Annotated in this window: 22 protein-coding genes; 10 read left to right on the plus strand and 12 right to left on the minus strand. The window is 61.2% G+C overall.

Annotated elements, in window-relative coordinates; translation table 11 throughout:
* Window positions 1-189: 189 nt before the first annotated feature.
* On the minus strand, window positions 190-1134 hold the full coding sequence (gene cbpA / locus FIV38_RS04325; protein WP_092233116.1) for a curved DNA-binding protein: 945 nt from the start codon (window positions 1132-1134) through the stop codon (window positions 190-192).
* A 272-nt stretch (window positions 1135-1406) separates the two neighbouring features.
* On the opposite strand from cbpA, the gene FIV38_RS04330 reads away from it, so the two are divergent.
* Window positions 1407-2675, plus strand: coding sequence for an Hsp70 family protein (locus tag FIV38_RS04330; protein WP_092233113.1), 1269 nt, complete (start codon window positions 1407-1409; stop codon window positions 2673-2675).
* A gap of 134 nt (window positions 2676-2809) precedes the next feature.
* On the opposite strand, the gene FIV38_RS04335 is transcribed toward FIV38_RS04330, so the two are convergent.
* The 3 genes from FIV38_RS04335 to FIV38_RS04345 form a co-directional block, all read right to left on the minus strand.
* The gene (locus FIV38_RS04335; RefSeq protein WP_029297762.1) at window positions 2810-3823 is read right to left on the minus strand and encodes an AI-2E family transporter; all 1014 of its coding nucleotides are present in this window, start codon (window positions 3821-3823) and stop codon (window positions 2810-2812) included.
* 178 nt (window positions 3824-4001) lie between these two features.
* Window positions 4002-4301 (minus strand): PsiF family protein, encoded by a 300-nt coding sequence (locus tag FIV38_RS04340; RefSeq protein ID WP_029297763.1) that lies wholly within the window; start codon window positions 4299-4301, stop codon window positions 4002-4004.
* Window positions 4302-4372: 71 nt separating this feature from the next.
* The gene (locus tag FIV38_RS04345) at window positions 4373-5161 is read right to left on the minus strand and encodes an AraC family transcriptional regulator (RefSeq protein ID WP_029297765.1); all 789 of its coding nucleotides are present in this window, start codon (window positions 5159-5161) and stop codon (window positions 4373-4375) included.
* Window positions 5162-5258: 97 nt separating this feature from the next.
* Between FIV38_RS04345 and FIV38_RS04350 the strand changes: the two genes are divergently transcribed.
* On the plus strand, window positions 5259-6137 hold the full coding sequence (locus FIV38_RS04350) for a DMT family transporter (protein WP_092233110.1): 879 nt from the start codon (window positions 5259-5261) through the stop codon (window positions 6135-6137).
* A 14-nt stretch (window positions 6138-6151) separates the two neighbouring features.
* Here FIV38_RS04350 and FIV38_RS04355 read toward each other — a convergent pair whose 3' ends face one another.
* Complete coding sequence (locus tag FIV38_RS04355; RefSeq protein ID WP_029297769.1) at window positions 6152-7042, minus strand: esterase/lipase family protein; 891 nt, start codon at window positions 7040-7042, stop codon at window positions 6152-6154.
* A 176-nt stretch (window positions 7043-7218) separates the two neighbouring features.
* Between FIV38_RS04355 and FIV38_RS04360 the strand changes: the two genes are divergently transcribed.
* Complete coding sequence (locus FIV38_RS04360) at window positions 7219-7749, plus strand: ferritin-like domain-containing protein (protein ID WP_029297770.1); 531 nt, start codon at window positions 7219-7221, stop codon at window positions 7747-7749.
* A gap of 112 nt (window positions 7750-7861) precedes the next feature.
* On the opposite strand, the gene FIV38_RS04365 is transcribed toward FIV38_RS04360, so the two are convergent.
* Entirely contained in the window at window positions 7862-9931 is a 2070-nt protein-coding gene (locus tag FIV38_RS04365) for an AsmA family protein (RefSeq protein ID WP_092233107.1), read from the minus strand.
* A gap of 368 nt (window positions 9932-10299) precedes the next feature.
* On the opposite strand from FIV38_RS04365, the gene FIV38_RS04370 reads away from it, so the two are divergent.
* Window positions 10300-10719 (plus strand): hypothetical protein, encoded by a 420-nt coding sequence (locus FIV38_RS04370; protein ID WP_092233104.1) that lies wholly within the window; start codon window positions 10300-10302, stop codon window positions 10717-10719.
* Between the two features lie 152 nt (window positions 10720-10871).
* Complete coding sequence (locus FIV38_RS04375; RefSeq protein WP_029300780.1) at window positions 10872-11504, plus strand: TetR family transcriptional regulator; 633 nt, start codon at window positions 10872-10874, stop codon at window positions 11502-11504.
* A gap of 5 nt (window positions 11505-11509) precedes the next feature.
* Here FIV38_RS04375 and FIV38_RS04380 read toward each other — a convergent pair whose 3' ends face one another.
* On the minus strand, window positions 11510-12031 hold the full coding sequence (locus FIV38_RS04380; RefSeq protein ID WP_029300782.1) for a C40 family peptidase: 522 nt from the start codon (window positions 12029-12031) through the stop codon (window positions 11510-11512).
* Between the two features lie 308 nt (window positions 12032-12339).
* On the opposite strand from FIV38_RS04380, the gene ureE reads away from it, so the two are divergent.
* The 5 genes from ureE (at window position 12340) to FIV38_RS04410 (ending at window position 16036) form a co-directional block, all read left to right on the plus strand.
* Window positions 12340-12840: an urease accessory protein UreE gene (ureE, locus tag FIV38_RS04385; RefSeq protein ID WP_092233102.1), complete on the plus strand. Its 501-nt coding sequence runs from the start codon at window positions 12340-12342 to the stop codon at window positions 12838-12840.
* Window positions 12837-13511, plus strand: a complete 675-nt coding sequence (locus FIV38_RS04390) for an urease accessory protein UreF (RefSeq protein ID WP_092233099.1) — start codon at window positions 12837-12839, stop codon at window positions 13509-13511. The genes ureE and FIV38_RS04390 overlap by 4 nt, the downstream gene beginning before the upstream one ends.
* A gap of 9 nt (window positions 13512-13520) precedes the next feature.
* Window positions 13521-14135, plus strand: a complete 615-nt coding sequence (gene ureG, locus FIV38_RS04395) for an urease accessory protein UreG (protein WP_029300789.1) — start codon at window positions 13521-13523, stop codon at window positions 14133-14135.
* A 22-nt stretch (window positions 14136-14157) separates the two neighbouring features.
* Complete coding sequence (locus tag FIV38_RS04400; RefSeq protein WP_092233097.1) at window positions 14158-14730, plus strand: HupE/UreJ family protein; 573 nt, start codon at window positions 14158-14160, stop codon at window positions 14728-14730.
* 184 nt (window positions 14731-14914) lie between these two features.
* Window positions 14915-16036 (plus strand): AGE family epimerase/isomerase, encoded by a 1122-nt coding sequence (locus FIV38_RS04410; protein ID WP_070996417.1) that lies wholly within the window; start codon window positions 14915-14917, stop codon window positions 16034-16036.
* 120 nt (window positions 16037-16156) lie between these two features.
* Here the strand turns inward: FIV38_RS04410 and FIV38_RS04415 are convergent, their stop codons facing one another.
* The 5 genes from FIV38_RS04415 to livM all read right to left on the minus strand — a co-directional run bounded on the left by FIV38_RS04415 (window position 16157) and on the right by livM (window position 21652).
* Complete coding sequence (locus tag FIV38_RS04415) at window positions 16157-17062, minus strand: cation diffusion facilitator family transporter (RefSeq protein ID WP_029300498.1); 906 nt, start codon at window positions 17060-17062, stop codon at window positions 16157-16159.
* A gap of 172 nt (window positions 17063-17234) precedes the next feature.
* Window positions 17235-17999: an SDR family oxidoreductase gene (locus FIV38_RS04420; protein WP_029300500.1), complete on the minus strand. Its 765-nt coding sequence runs from the start codon at window positions 17997-17999 to the stop codon at window positions 17235-17237.
* 790 nt (window positions 18000-18789) lie between these two features.
* Entirely contained in the window at window positions 18790-19506 is a 717-nt protein-coding gene (locus FIV38_RS04425; protein WP_029300502.1) for an ABC transporter ATP-binding protein, read from the minus strand.
* Window positions 19503-20378, minus strand: coding sequence for an ABC transporter ATP-binding protein (locus FIV38_RS04430; RefSeq protein ID WP_029300504.1), 876 nt, complete (start codon window positions 20376-20378; stop codon window positions 19503-19505). Before FIV38_RS04430 ends, FIV38_RS04425 begins: the two co-directional genes overlap by 4 nt.
* Window positions 20375-21652 (minus strand): high-affinity branched-chain amino acid ABC transporter permease LivM, encoded by a 1278-nt coding sequence (gene livM, locus FIV38_RS04435; RefSeq protein WP_029300505.1) that lies wholly within the window; start codon window positions 21650-21652, stop codon window positions 20375-20377. Before livM ends, FIV38_RS04430 begins: the two co-directional genes overlap by 4 nt.

Below are 21652 nucleotides of genomic sequence, written 5' to 3' on the forward strand. Positions count from 1 at the left end.
CCCCGCGCTGGGGTGCGAAGCAGCCCCAATAAAGTCACTGCATTCTTCCAGATACACCTCAGCGGCAGGGGATAGGGCTGCTTCGCACCCCAGCGCGGGGCAAGCCCGCTCGCCACAACAAGCCCACTCATCACAACGGGCCCGCTTGCCACAACAAGCCCCCTGGTCACAGTAAGCCCGCTCCCCCCCTTAGCGACCCCAGTTTTCCCGCGGATCAAAATCAGCCTTTTTCGCCAGCTCCTGCCACAACGCCTTGACCTCTTCGTCGCTGCTTTTGGGCATCACGGCCTTGAGCTGCACAAACAGATAGCCGCGTTGCCCGGCCTTGTTCAGCAAGCCATGGCCCTTGGCGCGCATGCGCTGGCCATTCTGGCTGCCGGCCGGGACCTTGAGGTTGATCTTGCCGGTCAACGTCGGCACCGCGACTTCCGCGCCCAACGCCAGCTCCCAGGGGGCCAGAGGCAGGTTGATGATCAGGTTTTCGCCGTCGACTTCGAACTTGGGATGCGGCGCAAACTTGATGATCAGGTACAGGTCGCCATTGGCCCCACCGCCAATCCCCGGCGCGCCCTGGCCCTTGAGGCGGATGCGCTCGCCATCGGCCACACCGGCCGGGATTTTTACATTCAGGCTCTTGGTGGTGTTGCTGACATGCCGGCCCGACGCATCGTATTGCGGAACCTGGAAGCTGATCGCCTTGGACTCGGTAGACAGGGTCTCTTCCAGGAATACTGGCAGCTCCATCTCCACATCCTGGCCGCGACGGCCGGGGCTGCGCCCTTGGGCACCGCCAAAGCCATTGCCGCGCGAGCCGAAGATCGAGCTGAAGAAGTCCGAAAACTCGCCCGTATCCTGGCCACCGCCAAACCCGCCACGGCTCTGCCAGCCTGGCGGCCCCTGGAAGGGCTGACCGTGCTGGCCATAGCGGCGCAACTCGTCGTATTCGGCGCGCTTGTCTGCGCTTTTCAGCGCTTCATAGGCTTCCGAGGCGTCCTTGAACTTCGCTTCCGCGTCCTTTTCCTTGCTGACGTCGGGATGATACTTACGGGCCAGCTTGCGATAAGCGGCCTTGATTGTCTTGTCGTCGGCCGTCGGCTCGACACCAAGAATCTTGTAATAGTCTTTGAAATCCATGGGGGCATCACCATCCGTTATCGAGATCGCACAGTCGCGCCCTGCCTGCCGGGGCATCGCGGGGCGATTCGAGGTGCGTCAGAAAATTATCGGCGGCTTGCAGGACAAACTTGATCCTTTCGACAGCCACCAACCGTATGCACAGGAGTTGGGGGCAAAGAGCCGACCTTTCAAGGTAACAAGTCTGCTGTATTTAGCGGATAGTCGGCCTACGCATCTGCACGCGAGTGACATACACTGCGCGGCCGTTTTTTAACCGGAACCTGTTAGACATGAACAACACCTCCCCAGCCCGTGCCTGCGGCATCGACTTCGGCACGTCCAACTCCACTGTCGGCTGGATCCGTCCCGGCATGGAAACGCTTATCGCGCTGGAGGACGACAAGATCACCCTGCCGTCAGTGGTGTTCTTCAACTTCGAAGAACGCCGCCCGGTCTATGGCCGCCTGGCGCTGCACGAGTACCTGGAAGGCTACGAAGGCCGCCTGATGCGCTCGCTCAAGAGCCTTTTGGGCTCCAAGCTGATCAAGCACGACACCAGCGTGCTGGGCACGGCCATGCCGTTCAAGGACCTGCTGGGGCTGTTTATCGGCCAGCTCAAGAACCGCGCCGAAGCCACCGCCGGTCGTGAGTTCGAGGAAGTGGTGCTGGGCCGCCCGGTATTTTTCGTCGACGACGACCCGATGGCCGACAAAGAGGCCGAAGACACCCTGGTGGACGTGGCCCGCAAGCTCGGCTTCAAGGAAGTTTCGTTCCAGTACGAGCCGATTGCCGCAGCCTTCGACTACGAGTCCACCATTGAAAAAGAAGAGTTGGTACTGATTGTCGACATCGGCGGCGGTACGTCCGACTTCTCCCTGGTGCGCCTGTCGCCTGAGCGGCGCCAGCACGACAACCGCCACGACGACATCCTCGCCACCGGCGGCGTGCATATCGGCGGTACCGACTTCGACAAACAGCTCTCGCTGGCCGGCATGATGCCGCTGTTCGGCTACGGCAGCCGTATGAAAAGCGGCGCCTACATGCCCACCAGCCACCATATGAACCTGGCCACCTGGCACACCATCAACTCGGTGTACTCGCAAAAATCCCAGATTGCGTTGGGCAGCATGCGCTACGACATCGAGGACACCGGTGGCATCGACCGCCTGTTCAAGCTGATCGAACAGCGCGCCGGGCACTGGCTGGCGATGGAGGTGGAAGAAACCAAGATCCACCTCACCCACGACGATAGCCGCCATGTACCGCTGGACCGGGTAGAACCAGGCCTGAGCGTGGAACTGAGCCGCGCCCTGTTCGAGTCCTCCATCGACAACCTGCTGGAGCGGGTGCGCAACAGCGTGACCCAACTGCTCGACGACGCCTCGGTAGACGTGGCCCAGGTCGACACGGTGTTCTTCACCGGCGGCTCCAGCGGCATCCCGGCCCTGCGCCAGAGCATTTCGGCGATGCTGCCCAATGCCCAACATGTAGAAGGCAATATCTTCGGCAGCATTGGTAGCGGGTTGGCGATTGAGGCCAGTAAGCGTTATGGCTACTGATCTTTAGTTAAGACTGTGGTGCGGCCTTCGCGAGCAAGCCCGCCCACATTTAGATCGAGTTCCGCCTGGGGAATGCAGTCTAAATGTGGGAGCGGGCTTGCTCGCGAAAGGGTCAGTCCAGGCACCCTGAACCCTCAGACCATCCCGCCCAGCTTCAACTCACTCTTCAAATACGCATAGTAGATCGGCCCCGCCACCACGCCCGGCAGGCCGAATGCGGCTTCAAACACCAACATCGCCAACAGCAACTCCCACGACTTGGCACTGATCTGCCCGCCGACGATGCGCGCGTTGAGGAAGTACTCGACCTTGTGGATCACAATCAGATAACCCAGCGCCGCCACCGCCACCCAGATCGACATCGACAACGCAACGATGGTGATCAGGGTGTTGGACATCAGGTTGCCGATCACCGGCAGCAGGCCCAGCAAGAATGTGAGGACGATCAGGGTCTTGGTCAGCGGCAGGTGGATCCCCGCCAACGGCAGCACCACCGCGAGGAATATCCCGGTGAACACGGTGTTGAGGGCAGCGATTTTGATTTGCGCGAAGACGATGTTGCGAAAAGCCTGGACCAGCAGGTGCAAGCGGTCGAACAGCGCGGCGGCCAGGGGTTTGCGTTTGGTCAGGTCGGGTACCCGCTGCAGGGCGATGATTGCCCCCAGGACCATGCCGATCAGCAGGGTCACGAACATATGCGCCGCGTCCTTGCCCACCAGTTGCAGGTCGCTCAGGTGCTTGCTCAACCATTCGCCGATGGCTACGCGAAACTCGGCGGCGCTGGCCGGCAGGTAGGCGTCGAGGAACGGCGGCAACTGGCCGCGCGCGCGGTCGACCACGCCCATGAATTTATCCAGGGAGGCCCCGGGGTTTTCCGCTTCGTGCAGCAAAAAGCTGATGGCGCCGGCGAAGATCAGGGTCAGCACGCTGACAATCACGGTACCGAGCAATGCCACCGCCAGCCAACGCGCGCGCCGCCCTTCGATCAGGCGTTGCAGCTGTGGAGTGAGCATGTTGACCAGTTCGAAAACCAACAGGCCGGCCAACAGGCTAGGCAGCAGTTTTAACGGCAGGACCAGCAGCAACCCGCCGAAGATGATGATGTAGCTGGCCAGCAACAACACATGACGCGAAGAAAACGTTGGCATACAGCCTCTAAACGAACGGCGTTAAAGGACATGTAGGAGCGGGCTCGCCCGCGAAAAACTCACGGGCAACGCGTGCATTCAGGATGAGCGCGATACCGTTCACGTTCTTCGCGAGCAAGCTCGCTCCTACAGGTGTAAGGGCTGTGCGAGTGTCGCAGCCTTAGGTAGTCCGGGGCTATTAATTCTTCAGGCAGGTGCTCATAAAGGTTTTACGCGCATCGCCAGTCAACGCCTTGGTTTTCGCCGATGCGTTGCAGTCCTTCATTTTTTGCTGCTGCGGGGTCAGGGTCTTGGCGTCGTTGGCTGCCGGGGCCGAGAGGCAGGTTTTCATGAAGGCCTTGCGCTCGTCGCCCTTCAAGGTCTTGGTGGTGGCTTCGGCGTTGCAGGTGGTCATTTTGTTTTGCTGGGCAGTGGCCGCAAACCCTTGGGAACAGAGCAGCAGACCGATCATCAACAACGGAATACGCAACATCTTCATGGAGTTTTCTCCCTGTTACCACGCCGAGGGGCGCGGCCTCTCCTGCAGTGTAGACAAAGCCTGTTACACCTTCACCTGCTACGTAGATTCGTCCGCCGATACTGCTCCGGCGTGCTGCCGGCCTGGCGCTGGAACATCGCAATAAACGCCGAGGCGGTGCTGTAGCCCAGGTCAAAGGCCACTTCCTGCACGCTGCGGCTGCTTTCCAGGGCTTCGATGGCCGCAAGAAAGCGCAAGCGCTGGCGCCATTCGCCAAAACTCATGCCCAGTTCCCGCGCAAATTGCCGGGCCAGGGTGCGTTCGCTGACGTGCACCTGCTGTGCCCACTGCGCCAGCGCGCGGTTGTCTCCAGGATCCACCTGCATGCCTTCAAGCACGCTGAGCAGGCCGGGACTGCTGGCATAGGGCAGGAAACAATCATGCACCGGCGCCTGCCGGAGTTGGTCCACCAGCACTTGGGCCAGGCGCACGTCGGCCTCGTTGGCGGGGATGTTGACATCGCGCTCGGCAAAGTCACTGAGGATGGCCTTGAGGATGTTGCTGATGGTCAGGGTGCAGGGCTGCGAGGGCAATTGCTCGCACAAGGACGGCGCCAGGTACACCGAGCGGTAGACAATCGCCTGGGCGTTGTAGGAACTGTGCTGGGTGTTGGGCGGGATCCACACCGCGTATTGCGGTGGCGACATAAACCGGTTGCCGCCCACTTCAAAGCGCATCACGCCACGGGCCGAGTAATCCAGCGAGCCCCAGGCATGCTGATGGCTGGAGGCGCGGCTGTCGGCGGCAAATTCCGAATAGCGAAAGTACACCGGGGCCGGCAGCACCTCGAAATCGGGCAGGTTGATGTAGGTCTGGGACATGTTGTCTGGATCCAAAGGTGGCTTGGCCGGATTGAAGTATAGGCTTCGATCCAGACAAAGGATAATCAGCCTTCACTAACGTTCCTGGTTCCTTGCAATGCAATACGCTTATCCACTGCTGGCCATCTTTATCTGGGCCGGCAATACCGTGGTCAACAAACTCGCCGTGGGTTCGATTTTCCCGGCCGAGATCGGCTTTTATCGCTGGCTGCTGGCTGCCATCCTGTTTACCCCGTTCATGCTCAAGCCGGTCATCGCCAACTGGGCGCTGATCCGCCCCAACCTGGGCAAGATCACCGTGCTTGGCGTGCTCGGCATGGCGGTCTACCAGAGCCTGGCGTACTACGCCGCGAGCCTGACCAGCGCCACCAATATGGGGATCATCCTGTCGCTGATGCCGTTGATGGCCCTGACCGCGGCCATTATCAGCCTCGGCCAGCGCCTGACCTTTGGCGCCCTGACTGGTGCGGTACTGTCGTTTGCCGGGGTCGCGGTGGTCGTCTCGTCCGGCAGCCTCGGCGCGTTGCTGCAACACGGGGTGAACCTGGGCGACGCGATGATGCTGGTGGCCACCCTGGCCTATGCGATCTACAGCACCCTGCTGAAGAAATGGCAGCTGCGCCTGCCACCGTTGGTGCTGCTGTATTTGCAGGTGCTGGTGGCGGTGGTGGTGCTGTTTCCGCTGTTCCTGGCCTCGGACAAGGTCGGCCTGGGCCCGTCGAATATTGGCCTGGTGGTGTATGCCTGCCTGCTGGCCTCGATGATCGCGCCACTGGCGTGGATGCATTCGGTGAAAAACCTGGGACCGAGCCGGACCACGCTGTTTTTCAATCTGCTGCCGTTGATCACGGCACTGATTGCAGCGGTGGTGCTCAAGGAGCAGTTGGCGCTGTATCACCTGGTGGGGGGTGTGCTGACGTTGGGTGGGGTGATTCTTTCGGAGCGGTGGACGACACCGGTCAGGCGCGTCGCCTGACCGATTGCTACCGCCTAGACCCCGGCCGCCTTCAACCGCTGCGCATGTTCGACAAACAGCCGAACCGGCTCGGCGCCCTTGCCCACCAGGCCCAGGGACTGGTTGACGATATCGAAATGGTCCAGCGCATAGTCATCGCCGATCACCGTACCCAGGTGTGAGCTGTAGCGCCCGACCATGCCATCGCACTGGCCCTTCTCCTTGACGAAGGTCCGCGCAAACAGCCGGCAACTGCGGTTTGTGCCGTCCAGCAGGTTGCGCCCGCGATCGGTCTTGCCCGGCTGCAGGGTGCCGGACCAGGAGTAATAGCGCACACCGTTCACTTCCTCGGCGCCCTGCCCGCCCCAGGTGTGTGGCAGGCCTTGGGGGTATTGGCGATTGAACAGCGCCACCCCCGCGCTGGTCAGGGATTGATGGGAGGCATGGATATCCGCGGCAAAGCGCGGGCCGCGATAACCGGTTTCGAGCAGGCCCATCACCACGCCCACCAGGCGCAACAGCGCACTCATGATGCGGCCCTTGGCGCTGTCGGCCGGGTAATGGGTGTGCAGGTAGTCCGCCAGTTCCGACCCGTGGTTAGGCCCGGCCACCGAAGTGACCGAAGCCACCCATTCCGGACGTTTGGCCGCCGCGTAACGGGCGGTGAGCGAACCCTGGCTGTGGCCGATCAGGTTGACCTTGTCGGCGCCGGTCTGGCGGCGTATCTGCTCGATCTGCACCAGCAACTGCTCGCCGCGCACCTCACTGGAGTTGAGCGGCGCCACCTGCACCGCAAACACCTGCGCCCCACCGGCACGCAAGGCCGGGACGATGCCGTACCAGTAGGGGTACAGCACCAGCCTTACAAACCCGAGCATGCCCGGCACCAAAACCAGGGGATAACGTGTAGCCAATGTCTGCGCCATGGCGGCGAACATCCTTGAAAAGGGGCGACTGAGCTGATCCTAGATCAGCTCTTGGGCAATCGATATGACAGCCGGCAACATCCGATAAAACTTTTTGCGCCGCGCAGCACTCACAACTTTGAGCGATCACACCACCAGAGTGTGGCGCAAAACCGGATTAGCCTCAGGAGATTGAAATGACCGACATGCATTTGTCTGACGTAAGCACCCTTCGCGAACGTGCGCGCAAGAATGTGGAAAACGGCGCAGTGACCGAAGGCTACAGTGCCGACCGCGAAGAGATCCTGCGCCTGCTCAATGAGTCGCTGGCCACCGAACTGGTCTGCGTCTTGCGCTACAAGCGCCACTACTTCATGGCCAGCGGCCTGAAAGCCAGCGTGGCTGCCGATGAGTTCCTGGAGCACGCCAACCAGGAGCTGGAACACGCCGACAAACTCGCCGAACGCATCGTACAACTGGGCGGCGAGCCGGAGTTCAACCCGGACCTGTTGTCCAAGAATTCCCATGCGCAATACGTGGCCGGCAAGACCTTGAAGGAAATGGTCTACGAAGACCTGGTGGCCGAGCGCATCGCGGTGGACAGCTACCGCGAGATCATTCAGTACATCGGCGAGAAAGACCCAACCACCCGCCGGATCTTTGAAGACATCCTGGCCCAGGAAGAAGAGCACGCTGACGATATGGCGGACATTCTCAAAGACCTGTAAGCCTGCCAGCAGCACTCACTAATGTGGGAGCGGGCTTGCTCGCGAATGCGGTAGATCAGTGACGGATATGTTGACTGATACACCGCATTCGCGAGCAAGCCCGCTCCCACCTTTAGCCCTTCACCGTCTTCGGCGCCTTGCCTTCCTTCATCTGCTGCAACAACGGCACACATTGATTCGGCTCATCCCCACTGGGCGCCACCAGCGCCAGCAAGCCCGCCGCAGGTGCGACGATCACACCCAGCGCCACCATCCCCGCGCCACGCAGCAACAGCGGCACCGTCTTGACCCCGGCATTGGGCTTGATGAACGGCCCGTTGACGTACAACGGCGAACGCAGTGAGAACAAGCGAAAGCCCTTGGACTCTGGCGTGATGGTCAGGTCCAGTTGTTCGCTGGCCATGTTCGCGGTGCCATCGATGTAGATAATCGCGTTCTCGGTATCGAACACAAACAGCCGGCTGGTGGCCAGGCCGGTCTTGATCCCGAAGTCCGCCGCTGCGCAGTTGATCTTCACTTCCTTGTCGCCAAACAACTTGCCGATCACATAGTTGCCCACGTTCAACCCGGCAATTTCCATCAGGCTGCGGCTGATCGCGCCGTCGTTGATGAGCATTTTCAGATCGCCATTGGCACTGCCCAACAGCGCCGCCACCGAGTTGCCGCGCCCGGCGATATCGGCGTCGCCGTTAAGCTCGCCGAAGCTGGTTTTCATCGGTTCAAAGGTTGGGAACAGCTGCTTGAGCTTGAAGTTGCGCGCCGTCAGCTTCGCCCGGCCTTCCAGCGGCGTGATGCGGCCATTGAGGCGGATCTGCGCATCGAGCTTGCCGCCCGCCACGCCGAAGCGCAGGGGTTCGAGGCTTAGTTGGCCATCGTTGAGCACCAGGTGGGTGTAGAGGTCGGTAAAGGGCAGTTCGGCGCTGTGCACGATGCGCTTGCCGGTGAACTCGACGTCGGCGTCCATATCGCGCCAGCGCTCAGTGCGGAACTCCTCCACCGGCAGCACTTTGGTCGCCGGTTGCTTGCTTTCACCGCCACGGGCCTTTTGCTTGGCGTTGGAGTCGGCACCGATCAGCGGCGCCAGGTCGGCCAGCAGCAGTTGGTTGGACACCAGCGCGCCACTGAGCTTGGGCCGTGGCTGGCTGGCGACATAGGCCAGATCGCCGTGGATATCGCTGTTGCCGATCTTGCCGTTGAAGTTTTCATAGCGGAACGACGCGCCGCCGGCTTCATGCAACTTGGCGATCAAGCGACCATCGGTGGAATAGGCCGGCGAGTCCGGCAGGGTCACGCCGGTCAGGGGGTAAAGGTTGCCCAGGCTGGTGCCGGACAGTTTCAGGCGCAGATCCAGGGCGCCGAGGTTCAGGGGGTCAGTCAGGGTGCCGGCCAGGGCGATGCTGGTATCACCGACCTTCGCCTGGGCCTGCAGGGGGAATGGCTTGGCCGCGTCTTGCAAAGCCAGCAGCCCGCCGATCTTGCCGCTACCCGCCAGTTTCTGCCCGTGGTACTGGCCGCTGACCTTGAGGCCAAACGCATAGTCCTGGGGCGTGGCGCCCTGCTCTAGGGCTTTTTTTGCATCGCGCTCGCCAACGATCTCACTGAACGCAATCGGCTTGCCCAGGGGGTCGATCAGCACATCGAGACGGGTCTTGAGGGTCTGGTCGTCGAGGGTCACGTGGCCTTTATCGAAGCCTATGGCGCCGATGTCCACCACCCAATTGGAGGGTTCGGCATTCGGATCCTTGGGATCAAAGGTGAAGGTCCAGTTGGCGCGACCGTCGGCCAGACGCTGCAACTCGGCACTCGGTTCGGTCAGGTCGATGCGCGGGATCACCACGCGCTGGGCCAGCAACGCCAAGGGCGAGATGCGCAGTTCGACGCGCTTTAAGGTGACCATCTGCGGTTTTTTCGACCACTCGGGGTTGCCCAGGCTCAGGTCCTCGGCCACCACATGGGGCCACGGCACCCAGGCACGCCAACCGCCCTCGTCCGGCTCGCGCTGCCAGACCACAGCCAGGTTGCCATTGATGGCAAAGGCGCGGTGCAGCTCTTCAGAGACCTTGGCATTGATTTGCGGCTTGATCCGGTTCCAGTCGAAGAACACCAGGATCAACACCACGGCGGCGATTAACAGAACGAAGCAGGCACTGCTCCAGGCGAGAATTTTACGAGTGCGCGTCATTGCACAGGGCTCCTGATTACGGCTGCGCGTGCCACCGGCAACGCGCGCAAGGACTAAAGCTTATATGGCTACGACTGGCAAATGGCCTGGGGGTTTAACCGCAGATGGCATTTAGCGGTGAAAAGCGCTTTTTCTGACTGATCCGACAGCTTGCCTCATGGCCAGCGCACCGTTGTTACCCATGCCCGTATCGAAAATACCCACCCCGGTGCAAAAGCGCGTGCTTGAGAGGCGCGATCTAGAGCCTCGGCGCAGAACAATCAATTCTGTTGATTATTACCATTGTGTTTATGAACTTTTATATCGAGATATCGAGAGTAGCATTGCCTCCGTACCCACTTTATCGCCCTCCCAAGGAGCAACTCATCATGAAACGCCAATTACTGCTCAGTGTTGCACTCTCTGTCCTGGCCACCAGTGCTTTTGCCCTGCCAGCGGCCGAACAAGCCATCCCACAAGCCAAGGCTGACGCTTCGCACATCGGCCAGACCGTTGCCGAAGGGGGTCGTGATCGCCTGGAACAGAAAGGCCTGGTTGAAGGTGGTTCGGACCGTCTGCAAAAACGCGAATTCGTCACTGAAGGTGGCCGTGATCGCCTGGAACAGAAAGGCCTGGTTGAAGGTGGCTCGGACCGTCTGCAACAACGCGAATTCGTTGCCGAAGGTGGCCGTGATCGCCTGGAACAGAAAGGCCTGGTTGAAGGTGGCTCGGACCGCCTGCAACAACGCGAATTCGTTGCCGAAGGCGGTTCCGACCGTCTGGAAGAAATGCATAAAGCAACGAGCTAAGCCGGTGCTGGCCCTGAAAAAAGCCCGATCCCCTGAGATCGGGCTTTGACTTTGTACGATCCGCACCACCTTTGTCCTGCTTCAAGTTCGACGCCGGTAAAGTTGTTTTGCTAGAGTGCGTCGCTGTCCTTGTCTACAAAGCCCACCCGCCCATGCTGCCCCGCGCCGAACAGAAGCAACAGACCCGCCTTGCCTTGATGGACGCAGCCCGCCATCTGATGGAGGGTGGCCGAGGGTTTGGCAGCCTGAGCCTGCGGGAAGTGGCCAAGAGCGCCGGCATCGTGCCCACCGGTTTTTACCGTCACTTTGCCGATATGGACCAACTGGGCCTGGTGCTCGTCAGTGAGGTCGGCCAGACCTTTCGCGCCACCATCCGCCTGGTACGCCACAACGAATTTGTCATGGGTGGCATCATCGATGCCTCGGTGCGCATCTTTCTCGATGTGGTGGCGGCCAACCGTTCGCAGTTTTTATTCCTGGCCCGCGAGCAATACGGCGGCTGCCTGGCCGTGCGCCAAGCCATCGGCGCCTTGCGCGAAGACATCACCTCGGACCTGGCGGCCGACCTGACGCTGATGCCCAAGCTCCAGCACCTGGATGCCGAGGGCCTGCATGTGATGGCCGACCTGATCGTCAAGAGCGTGTTCGCCACCCTGCCCGACATCATCGACCCGCCCGCGGCTGCCCTGCCGGCGCACCTCACGCCCCAGGCCAAGATCACCCAGCAACTGCGCTTTATCTTTATCGGCCTCAAGCACTGGCAAGGCCTGGGCAGCACCGAGTAGCGCGCTCAACGCACCGCGTGGAAACGCTTGGCCGTGGTGTAGTTCTTCTTCCAGTAATTGTTGGCCAGCGAGTCGATGCGCACGCTCTTGCCCTTGCGCGGCGAGTGAATGAATTTACCCTCCCCCACATACAGGCCGACATGGCCGACCTGGCCACTGCCATTGGCCCGGAAAAACACCGCATCGCCGGGTTGCAGTGCGTTGCGCTTGATCGTCGCCGCCGTTGAACGGTGCATCGCTGCCGTGGTGCGCGGGATGACGATGTTGGCTTCAGTCTTGAACAGATAGACCAGCAAGCCGCTGCAATCAAACCCCTGCTCCTGGGAGGTTCCGCCCCAGGTGTAGGCGGTGCCCAGCAATTGGTGGGCGCGGTCGATCACATTGTCGATGGTCGGTTGCGGCACGGCCTGCAGCGAAGAGCCGAACGGGGCCAGGCCAGTGTTGTTGCGCTTGGTGAAATTGGCCGAGGCCGATGAAACGATGCCGAACAGACCGACAAGAACTACACATAAAAATGACTTGAACATGATGAACGTCGCAATGGATTAAACACGGGGCGAAATCCTAGTAAAACGACGCGTAGCATGATGAACGGAAAATCCAAGATTCTCGTAGGACAAATCCCAAACATCACCACCGATAAATACCCCACGTTCAAATCGCCCAATTCGAGTGCCTGCCCCCCCATCGCGCACCAAATTGGACCACCCCCTTCCAGAACGCTCGCCCCGTTTAGTGGCGTAACGCCCAGAACCTACGGCGTTTTCCTACATCCAGCCTGGTTGGCAAGCCCCTTGCTCTAGCCTGTTTATCGCTCATAGCTGGAAGCTTCCCGATGCTGGTGATCCACCGCAAAATTGCGCACCAATCCACCTGGGCTGCGGAGTTGCTGCTGAACTTCGAAGCCCGCAGCAAAAGCCGTCTGCGCTGTTTCAGTGCCGAGGGCGAAGACGTCGGCCTGTTTTTGGAGCGCGGCCAGCCGCCGCTGCATGATGGGGAATTCCTACAGGCCGAGGACGGACGTGTCGTACGTGTCTGCGCGCGCCCTGAACAACTGCTGCACGTCACCTGCAGCAGCGCCTTCGAGTTGACCCGTGCGGCCTATCACCTGGGCAACCGCCACGTAGCATTGCAAGTGGGTGACGGCTGGCTGCGTCTGCTCGATGACTACGTGCTCAAGGCCATGCTCGAGCAACTGGGCGCCCATACCCAAACCCTCGAAGCGCCCTTCCAGCCCGAGCACGGGGCCTATGGTGGCGGTCATCATCACTCGCGCCACGGTGATGAAGACTTCAACTACCCGCCCAAACTGCACCAGTTCGGCGTGCGCCTGTGAACCCGGCCTGGGCGCTGCTGCGTCTGGCCAGTCCGCAATTGCCGATTGGCGGCTACAGCTACTCCCAGGGCCTGGAAATGGCCGTGGACAATGCCCGTGTGTGCGATGCCGCCAGCGCCCGACGCTGGATCAGCGACCAACTGCTGCTCAACCTCGCGCGTTTCGAAGCGCCGCTGCTGCTTGCCCATTGCCAGGCCGCTGCGGACCACGACTGGGAGGCGCTGCGCCACCTGTGTGAAGAACACCGCGCCAGCCGCGAAACCCGCGAGCTGTTCCAGGAGAGCCGGCAAATGGGCTACTCCCTGCAACAATTGCTCAACGGCCTGCCGGAGCTTGATGAGCCGGCCCGGCGTTTTCTCGATGCCACCCACGAACCCCACCTGGCCCTGGGCTGGGCACTGGCCGCACGCGCCTGGGCAATCAGCCCCGACGATGCCCTGGCCGCCTGGCTCTGGAGCTGGCTGGAAAACCAATTGGCGGTGCTGATGAAAACCCTGCCCCTGGGCCAGCAAGCCGCCCAACGCCTGACCAGCGAACTGCTGCCGTTGCTGCAACAGGCCCAGCAGGACGCCCGCCAGCGCGATCCCCATCATTTTGGCAGCGCCGCGTTCGGCCTGTCCCTGGCATGCATGGCCCACGAGCGCCAGTACAGCCGCCTGTTCCGTTCCTAGGAGAGCCCCATGAACACACAACCCCTGCGCGTCGGTATCGGCGGCCCCGTTGGCTCCGGCAAGACCGCCCTGACCCTGGCGCTGTGCCTGGCCCTGCGTGATCGCTACAACCTGGCGGTGGTCACCAACGATATCTATACCCGCGAAGATGCCGACTTCCTGGTGCGTAACCAGGCGCTGGCACCCGAGCGCATCATCGGCGTGGAAACCGGCGGCTGCCCGCACACGGCCATTCGCGAAGACGCGTCGATCAATCTGGAAGCCGTAGACCAGTTGAACCGGCGTTTTCCAGGCCTGGACCTGATTCTGGTGGAGTCGGGCGGCGACAACCTGTCGGCCACCTTCAGCCCCGAACTGTCGGACCTGACGATCTACGTGATCGATGTGTCGGCCGGCGACAAGCTGCCGCGCAAGGGTGGGCCGGGGATCTGCAAGTCGGACCTGCTGGTGATCAACAAGATCGACCTCGCGCCGTTGGTCGGCGCCTCGCTGGAACTGATGAACAGCGACACCCAGCGCATGCGCGGCGGCAAGCCGTTCGTGTTCAGCAACCAGAAAACCGGCGTCGGCCTGGAAGAAATCGTCGCCTTTATCGAACGCCAAGGCCTGCTGAGCGCAGCCTGATCCCCTTACCAAGGAGCTGTTTATGAGCCTCAAAAAACTGTTTGCCGCCGCCACCCTGCTGCTGGCCCCGGCCCTGGCCTTTGCCCATCCGGGTCATGGCGACAATGGCCTGGTGGCCGGTATCAGCCATCCACTCGGCGGGCTGGACCATTTGCTGGCGATGCTGGCGGTCGGCCTGTGGGCGGCGCAGCAACAGGGCGCGGCGCGCTGGGCGCTGCCGTGTACCTTTGTCGGCACCATGCTGCTGGGCGGCATGCTGGGTTTTGAAGGGTTGGCATTGCCAGCCCTGGAAAGCGGGATTGCCGCGTCGGTACTGGCCCTGGGCCTGGCGGTGGCCTTGGCGATTCGCCCACCGGTGGCGGTGGCCGTGGCCGCAACAGCCGTGTTTGCCCTGTTCCATGGTGTGGCCCATGGCCTGGAGCTACCGGACATGACCAGCCCTTGGGCGTATGCCGCCGGGTTCGTGGGGGCGACGGCGGTGTTGCACGCGGCCGGTTATGCGCTGGTGCGGTTCCTGCCGGCTGCGGCGGCACCGCTGGTGCGGGTGGCGGGGGCGGCTTCGGCGGCGACTGGGGTTTGGTTGCTGGCGGGCTGAGTGATGCAGCGCTGTTGAGGGCCTCTTCGCGAGCAAGCCCGCTCCCACATTTGACCGCATTCCAACGATGGAACCCGGTCAAATGTGGGAGCGGGCTTGCTCGCGAAAGCGGTAGCAAAACCACCGCTGCCCCCAAGCCTGCTAACATGCGCGGCAAACACCCCTGCCGTGACGACGCCAGCCGATGCCCATCGCTCCAAGCTCTGCCAACAAGCCTCACTTGAACGCTGTGCTCACGCACTTCAACGACCTGATCGTGCCGCTCTGGCAGGGTCCGGGCTGGAATGCCGAGTTGGCGTTGCCCTATGAGGCGCTGGATGCCGATCACCGCCCCTTGCCCCCACAGCGCTACCGCGCCATGGCCTGTGCGCGGCAGTTGTACGTGTTTGCCAGCCTGATCGGCGAGCCGGGCCAGGACTTTGCCGAAGAACGTGCCGCGGCCTTGTTTCGCTCGCTGCAACGGCACTTCCACGACGCCGAGCACGGTGGCTGGTTCTACAGCATCGACCCCCACGGCAAGCCGCTGGACAAGCGCAAAGACCTGTATACCCACGCGTTTATCATCTTCGCCTGCGCCCATTACTGGGCCAAGGTCCGTGAGCCGCTGGTGGAATCGGTGCTCAATGCCGCCCTGGAAGTGGTTGCCGAACGCTTTGCCACGGGCGACGGCCTGTATGAGGCGGTAGTGGAGCGTAACTGGTCATCCCTCAAGTCCGGTCCGCTGCAAAACCCGCTGATGCACCTGGCCGAAGGCTTCCTCGCCACCCTCGCGGTGCGTGAAGACGCCGCAGTGCAACAGGCCCTGCTGGCATTGGCGACGGCCATGCAGCAGCGTTTCATCGACCGCCAGCATGGGGTGATGATGGAGAAGCCGCTGGGTGCTGTGGATAACTGGTTCGAACCGGGGCACCAGTTCGAATGGTTCTTCCTCCTGGAGTCCTCACCCGTATTGCGCGGCACTGCGCTGCATGCCTCGCTAAGCCGGGCATTTGCCTATGCCGAGCAGATGGGTGTGGATAACGTAAGCGGCGCCGTCAGTGGCATGTTGGCCCTGGACGGTACCGTGCGTGACGGCACCCAGCGCATCTGGGCCCAGGCCGAGTACCTGCGGGCACTGACTTTGCGTGCGGGTAGCGCAGCGGTGCTGCAGCGCCAATTGCTGGCGTTGCAGCAGCATTTCTTGCATGCCCGGGGCTGGAATGAGTGCCTGGATGCCAAGGGAGAGGTGAGCCGCCGGGATATGCCGTCGACTACGCCCTACCATTTGGCGACGTGCTATCAGGGCCTGATCGAATTTTTCGGCTGATCTTTGCAGCCCCTTCGCAGGCAAGCCAGCTCCCACACTTGACCGAGTTCCATCTTTGGAATGCGGTCGAATGTGGGAGCTGGCTTGCCTGCGATAGCCTCACCGCGGTCTAACTGACTATCAGGCAATCCACTTGCGATCGCCGGTAAAGCTGATGGTCAACCAACGCGCCTTGTCCGCCGCGCCCAGCCCTGTGGATATCTCTTCACGCAGCTCATCGAGCGTTGCGACTTTATCCACCGGGTAGTCAGCCGGCAGCACCACATGAATCTCGATAAACCGCGCCCGCCCGTGTTTCTGCACGTAGGACACGTAGTCCTCGAAACCATGCCGGGCCTGGGCCGCGTCCATCACTTCGCGCACCTTGTCGTCCAACTGGTCCGGGGCAATCCCCAGCACATCGCGCAAGGCCGGGCGCAGGATCTTCAAGGCCGGCGCCAGCATGCTCAGGGCCAGCAGGATCAGGATCATGGGGTCGACATACACCGCCCACTCGCCATAGCCCTGGGACTTGAGCAGCAACGCGGCCAGGAAGCTCACCAGCAAGCCCACCGAGAGCATCGCGTCCACCAGCCAACTGATGTTGTCGAACTGGATCAACGACGATTGCAGCTTGCGGTTGCGGTGGCGCACATAGAAGAAGTACGCGAACTCGACCACGGTAAACACCGCGGCGTAGATGATCACCAGCCCCAACTCGATCTCGCGCCCGCCATTGATAATGCCGAACACCCCGTTGAGAAACGCATAGATGGCGATCAACAGCAGGAAACTGCCCTCGATCAGCAGCACCATGGGCTCCAGGTGCCAGTAGCCGAACTGGAAACGGTCGTTGCTTTTCTTGGCGATCAGCTTGGCCGTGATCAGCATCAGTACCTTAATAAAGGTCGCGATCAGCGAAAAAAAGCCATCGAATAAAATGGATTGGGCGCCTGATATCACACCCGTGACAATCCCGGCGATCGCCACGGCGAACATCAGGATGGTCGATTGTTTGAGCAGTGCCTGCTCACCTCGGTTACTCACATATCCTCCTGTCAAAACCTTTAAACCGCTGGGTGCGGTGGGGTTTTCAGGAGTGGAGTGTACCTTATGCCCTGTTTTGACCGATCTGACGCCTTCGCGGGCACGTCGAATCGTCGCACCGGCGGTGCAATGACCCGACTTGCCCGCGAAACACGCGACGCAGTCTCAAGCCTTACTTGGCCCCACGCTCAATAGCAAACCCAGCCCAGGTCTGGCTCACTGGCATCAGTTCCAGGCGGTTGATGTTCACGTGCGCCGGGGTGTTCATCACCCAGAAGATGGTGTCGGCAATGTCCTGGGGCTGGATCGGCTCGGCGCCGGCGTAGGTGGCGTCGTAACGCGCCTGGTCACCGCCAAAGCGCACCAGGGAGAACTCGCTCTCGCACAGGCCCGGCTCGATGTTGGTCACGCGCACGCCAGTGCCTTGCAGGTCGCAGCGCAGGTTCAGGGAGAACTGTTTGACGAACGCCTTGGAGCCGCCATACACGTGGCTGCCCGGGTACGGGTAGTTGCCGGCGATGGAGCCCAGGTTGATGATCCCGGCACCACGGCCATGGGCGATCAGGCGCGGCAGCAGCAGGCTGGTGGTGGTCAGCAGGCCCTTGATGTTGGTGTCGACCATGGTTTCCCAATCGTCGAGGCTGCATTTGGGCGCCGGGTCAGTGCCCACCGCCAGGCCGGCGTTGTTGATCAGCCCGCGTAGCTTGCTGAACGACGCTGGCAGGTTGGCAATCGCTTCTTCCATGCCCTTGCGGTCACGCACGTCCACTACCAGGCCATGCACCTCGGTCTGCTTGGAAAGCTCCTCGACCAGCGCATTCAAGCGCTCGGCACGCCGGCCGGTGAGCACCAGTTTCCAGCCGGCCTCAGCGAAGCGACGGGCACAGGCTTCGCCGAAACCTGAGGTTGCGCCAGTAATAAACAGCGTGTTGGACATGGTGTTCTCCTTGCAGGCATCGAGAAAAAATCAGCCAGCAGAATGCCCTTACGCCGCCGTCGCGGCAACCGCTATGCACATAATCCCACGCACACCTGGTCACTTTTTAACCACACCACGTAAAGCCTTGTGAACCGTGGCTTACAGCCATGTGCGCGCAGGTTATCCACAGCTGCGCCCACAGTCTTTGGGGGCAACTGCAAAACCCTCCAGGCCGCTATGTACAAGGCTTTCAGCGCGATTCAAAAAGTTTTTTGCTTGACCTTGGACCCGCCCTATGTAGGCCTGTGCAAAGCAACGCGCCGAGGGACATGGCTCCAGGCCAGCAAATCCGGCCCCTACCAAGGTCTTTCCAGAGTTTAACCACAGACTTATCCACAGGCTCTGGCATCATCTTTCGGTCATATACCTGTGTCTATGAACAGGTTGACAAATCCTGTGCAAGCCCACGAAAAAGCCGCTGATCAAAAAATACTCACCGCGCTGCAGGCCACGTAAATAGAGGCTTGCAGCCAGCTACTCCCATGTTACCCACAGCCGGTTCCACAGTGGATGGGGACAAGTCATTTGTGTGACAAAACAGGGATTTGCGGCGGCTATATGTCGCGCTTTGGCAGGTGTGTGGATTTGTTTTCCACAATTTGCCGGTGTGCTTGAGAACACCCTAAAACACTGTGGGAGCGGGCTTGCTCGCGATAGCGGTGTGTCAGCCGAATAAGAGGTCAACTGACACACCGCTATCGCGAGCAAGCCCGCTCCCACAGGGGTCTTGCGTACAGCTTGTGATTATCTAGTGCCCGCCGAGGTAGGCGTTGCGCACTTCCTCGTTCACCAGAAGCTCTTTGCCGCTGCCTGTGAGGCGAATCTCGCCGTTGACCATCACATACGCCCGGTCAGACAGGCGCAGCGCGTGGTTGGCGTTCTGCTCCACCAAAAAGATGGTCATCCCGGTGGCGGCCAACTCACGCAGTGTGGCAAAAATCTGCTTAACCACGATCGGTGCCAACCCCAGGCTCGGTTCATCGAGCAGCAGCAGCTTGGGCCGGCTCATCAGCGCCCGGGCGATGGCGAGCATTTGCTGCTCGCCACCGGACATGGTCATTGCACGCTGGTTGCGCCGCTCCTTGAGCCGTGGAAACAGCTCGAACATGCGTTGCATATCTTCGCTGGCGTGCTTGTCACCAATCGGGATGGTGCCCATCAGCAGGTTTTCCTCGACGGTCATGTCGGGGAACACCCGCCGCCCTTCCGGGGACTGGGCGATGCCGTTGGAGGCGATGTAGTGGGACGACTTGTGGGTAATGTCCACGCCCTGATACAGGATCTGCCCGGACTCGGCGCGCGGCTGGCCGAAGATCGACATCAGCAGCGTGGACTTGCCCGCGCCATTGGAGCCGATCAGGCTCACCGTCTCGCCTTCGTCGATGTGCAGCGAGACCTTCTTCAAGGCCTGGATCGGGCCATAGAACACGTCCAGGTCCTTCATTTCGAGGATAGGCGTCGTCATACCAACTCCTCTTCATCGGCGCCCAGGTAGGCCGCGATCACTTTCGGGTCGTTGCGGATCGCTTCCGGCCCCCCCTCGGCGATGACGTTGCCGTGGTCCAGCACCACAATGTGGTCGGAAATACTCATCACCATGCCCATGTCGTGCTCGATCAGTACCACTGTGAGGTCGTGTTCGTCGCGCAGCAGGCGAATCATCGCGCTGAGGGCTTCGGTTTCCTGGGGGTTGAGGCCCGCAGCCGGTTCGTCCAGGCAGATGATCTGCGGCCGGGTGCACATGGCCCGGGCGATTTCCAGGCGGCGCTGCTGGCCGTAGGAGAGTTCGCCAGCCAGGCGGTTGGCGCAGTCCACCAGGTCCACCACTTCCAGCCAGTAGAAGGCATGGTCCAGTGCATCGCTTTCGGCCTTGCGGTAGCCCTTGGTGTTGAGGATGCCCGCCAGCATGTTGCGGTTGACCCACATGTGCTGGGCCACCAGCAGGTTTTCCACCACAGACATTTCCTTGAACAGGCGAATGTTCTGGAACGTGCGGGCCAGGCCGGCGCGGTTCACCAGGTGGGTGCCGCCGAACATCTTGTAGTACACCCGGCTGAAAAAGCTCTTGGGCGAAACAAAGTCGGTGGGCTTGAAACGTTCCCCCAGCAACTGGATCACGTTGGTCTGCTTGCCGCGGATGTTGAGTTCGATCTTGCCGCCGCTGGCCGTATAAAACCCGGTCAGGCAGTTGAACACCGTGGTCTTGCCGGCGCCGTTGGGGCCGATCAGGGCGAAGATCGAGTTGCGCTCGACCTTGAGGCTTACATCGCTCAAGGCCTTGATGCCACCGAAGTGCATCATCAGGTGTTCCACGTTGAGAACGACTTCCTTGCTCATGGCGCCACCCCCTTGCGTGGTGTCACACCGGTACGGCTGATCCGGATCAGGCCCCGTGGCCGCCAGATCATCATCACCACCATCAACACGCCGAACAGCAGTACGCGGTACTCGGAGAAGCTGCGCAGCAGTTCAGGTGCCACGGTGAGCACAAACGCGGCAATTACCACGCCCACCGTCGAGCCCATGCCGCCCAGCACCACAATCGCAAGGATCAACGCCGATTCGAAGAAGGTAAACGACGAGGGGTTGACGAAGCCCTGGTAGCTGGCAAAAAACACCCCGGCCAGGCCAGCCGTGGACGCGCCAATGGTGAACGCCGAAAGCTTGACCAACACGTGGTTCAGGCCCATGGAACGGCAGGCGATCTCATCTTCACGCAAGGCTTCCCAGGCGCGGCCCACCGGCATGCGAGTCAGGCGGTGCTTGATGTACAACACCAGCAATACCACCAGAAACAGCACGATGTAGATGAACAGGAATTTCACGTTGGGGTTGTAGGCAATGCCGAAGAACTCATGGAACGGCACCCCGCCTTCCTTGGCCCGCCGGCCGAATTCCAGGCCGAGGAACGTCGGCGATGGCACCGGCATGCCGTTCGGCCCACCGGTAAACGACAGCCAGTTATTGAGCACCAGGCGGATGATTTCACCAAAACCCAGGGTCACGATGGCCAGGTAGTCACCGTGCATTCGTAACACCGGGAACCCCAGAATACATCCGGCCAACGCCGCCGCGATGGCCGCCAGTGGCAGCACCGTCCAGAAGCCCAGCCCGAGGTATTGATAACCCAGGGCCAGGCCATAGGCGCCGATGGCGTAGAACGCCACGTAACCCAGGTCGAGCAGCCCGGCCAGGCCGACCACGATGTTCAGGCCCAGGCCCAGCAACACGTAGATCAGCCCGAGGATCACCACGGTCAGCAGGTACTTGTTGGCGAAAAACGGAAAGACGATGGCAATCACGATCAACGCCGGGATGATCCAGCGCAGCCGCGACTTGTAGTCCGGCGCCAGCACATGCACGCCGGAGCCCGAGTTTTCAAAGCCCTGGAGAATCTTCAAGCCCTTGGGGGTTTGCAGGAACAGGCTCATGACCAGGCGCCCGGCCATCACAATGGCCACCAGCAAGCCCACGCGGGCGGGCTCCAGGTTGAAGCTGTAGCCGTCCAGGACCACGCCGACGATGGGCCCGAACACGATCAGGGAAATCAGCCCGGCGAGGACTGCATCGACCACACTTTTCTTGATATCGATAGATTTGGCTGCAGACAT

Origin of the sequence: Pseudomonas proteolytica, assembly GCF_007858275.1 — a bacterium.
GTDB classification, from domain to species: Bacteria; Pseudomonadota; Gammaproteobacteria; order Pseudomonadales; family Pseudomonadaceae; genus Aquipseudomonas; species Aquipseudomonas proteolytica.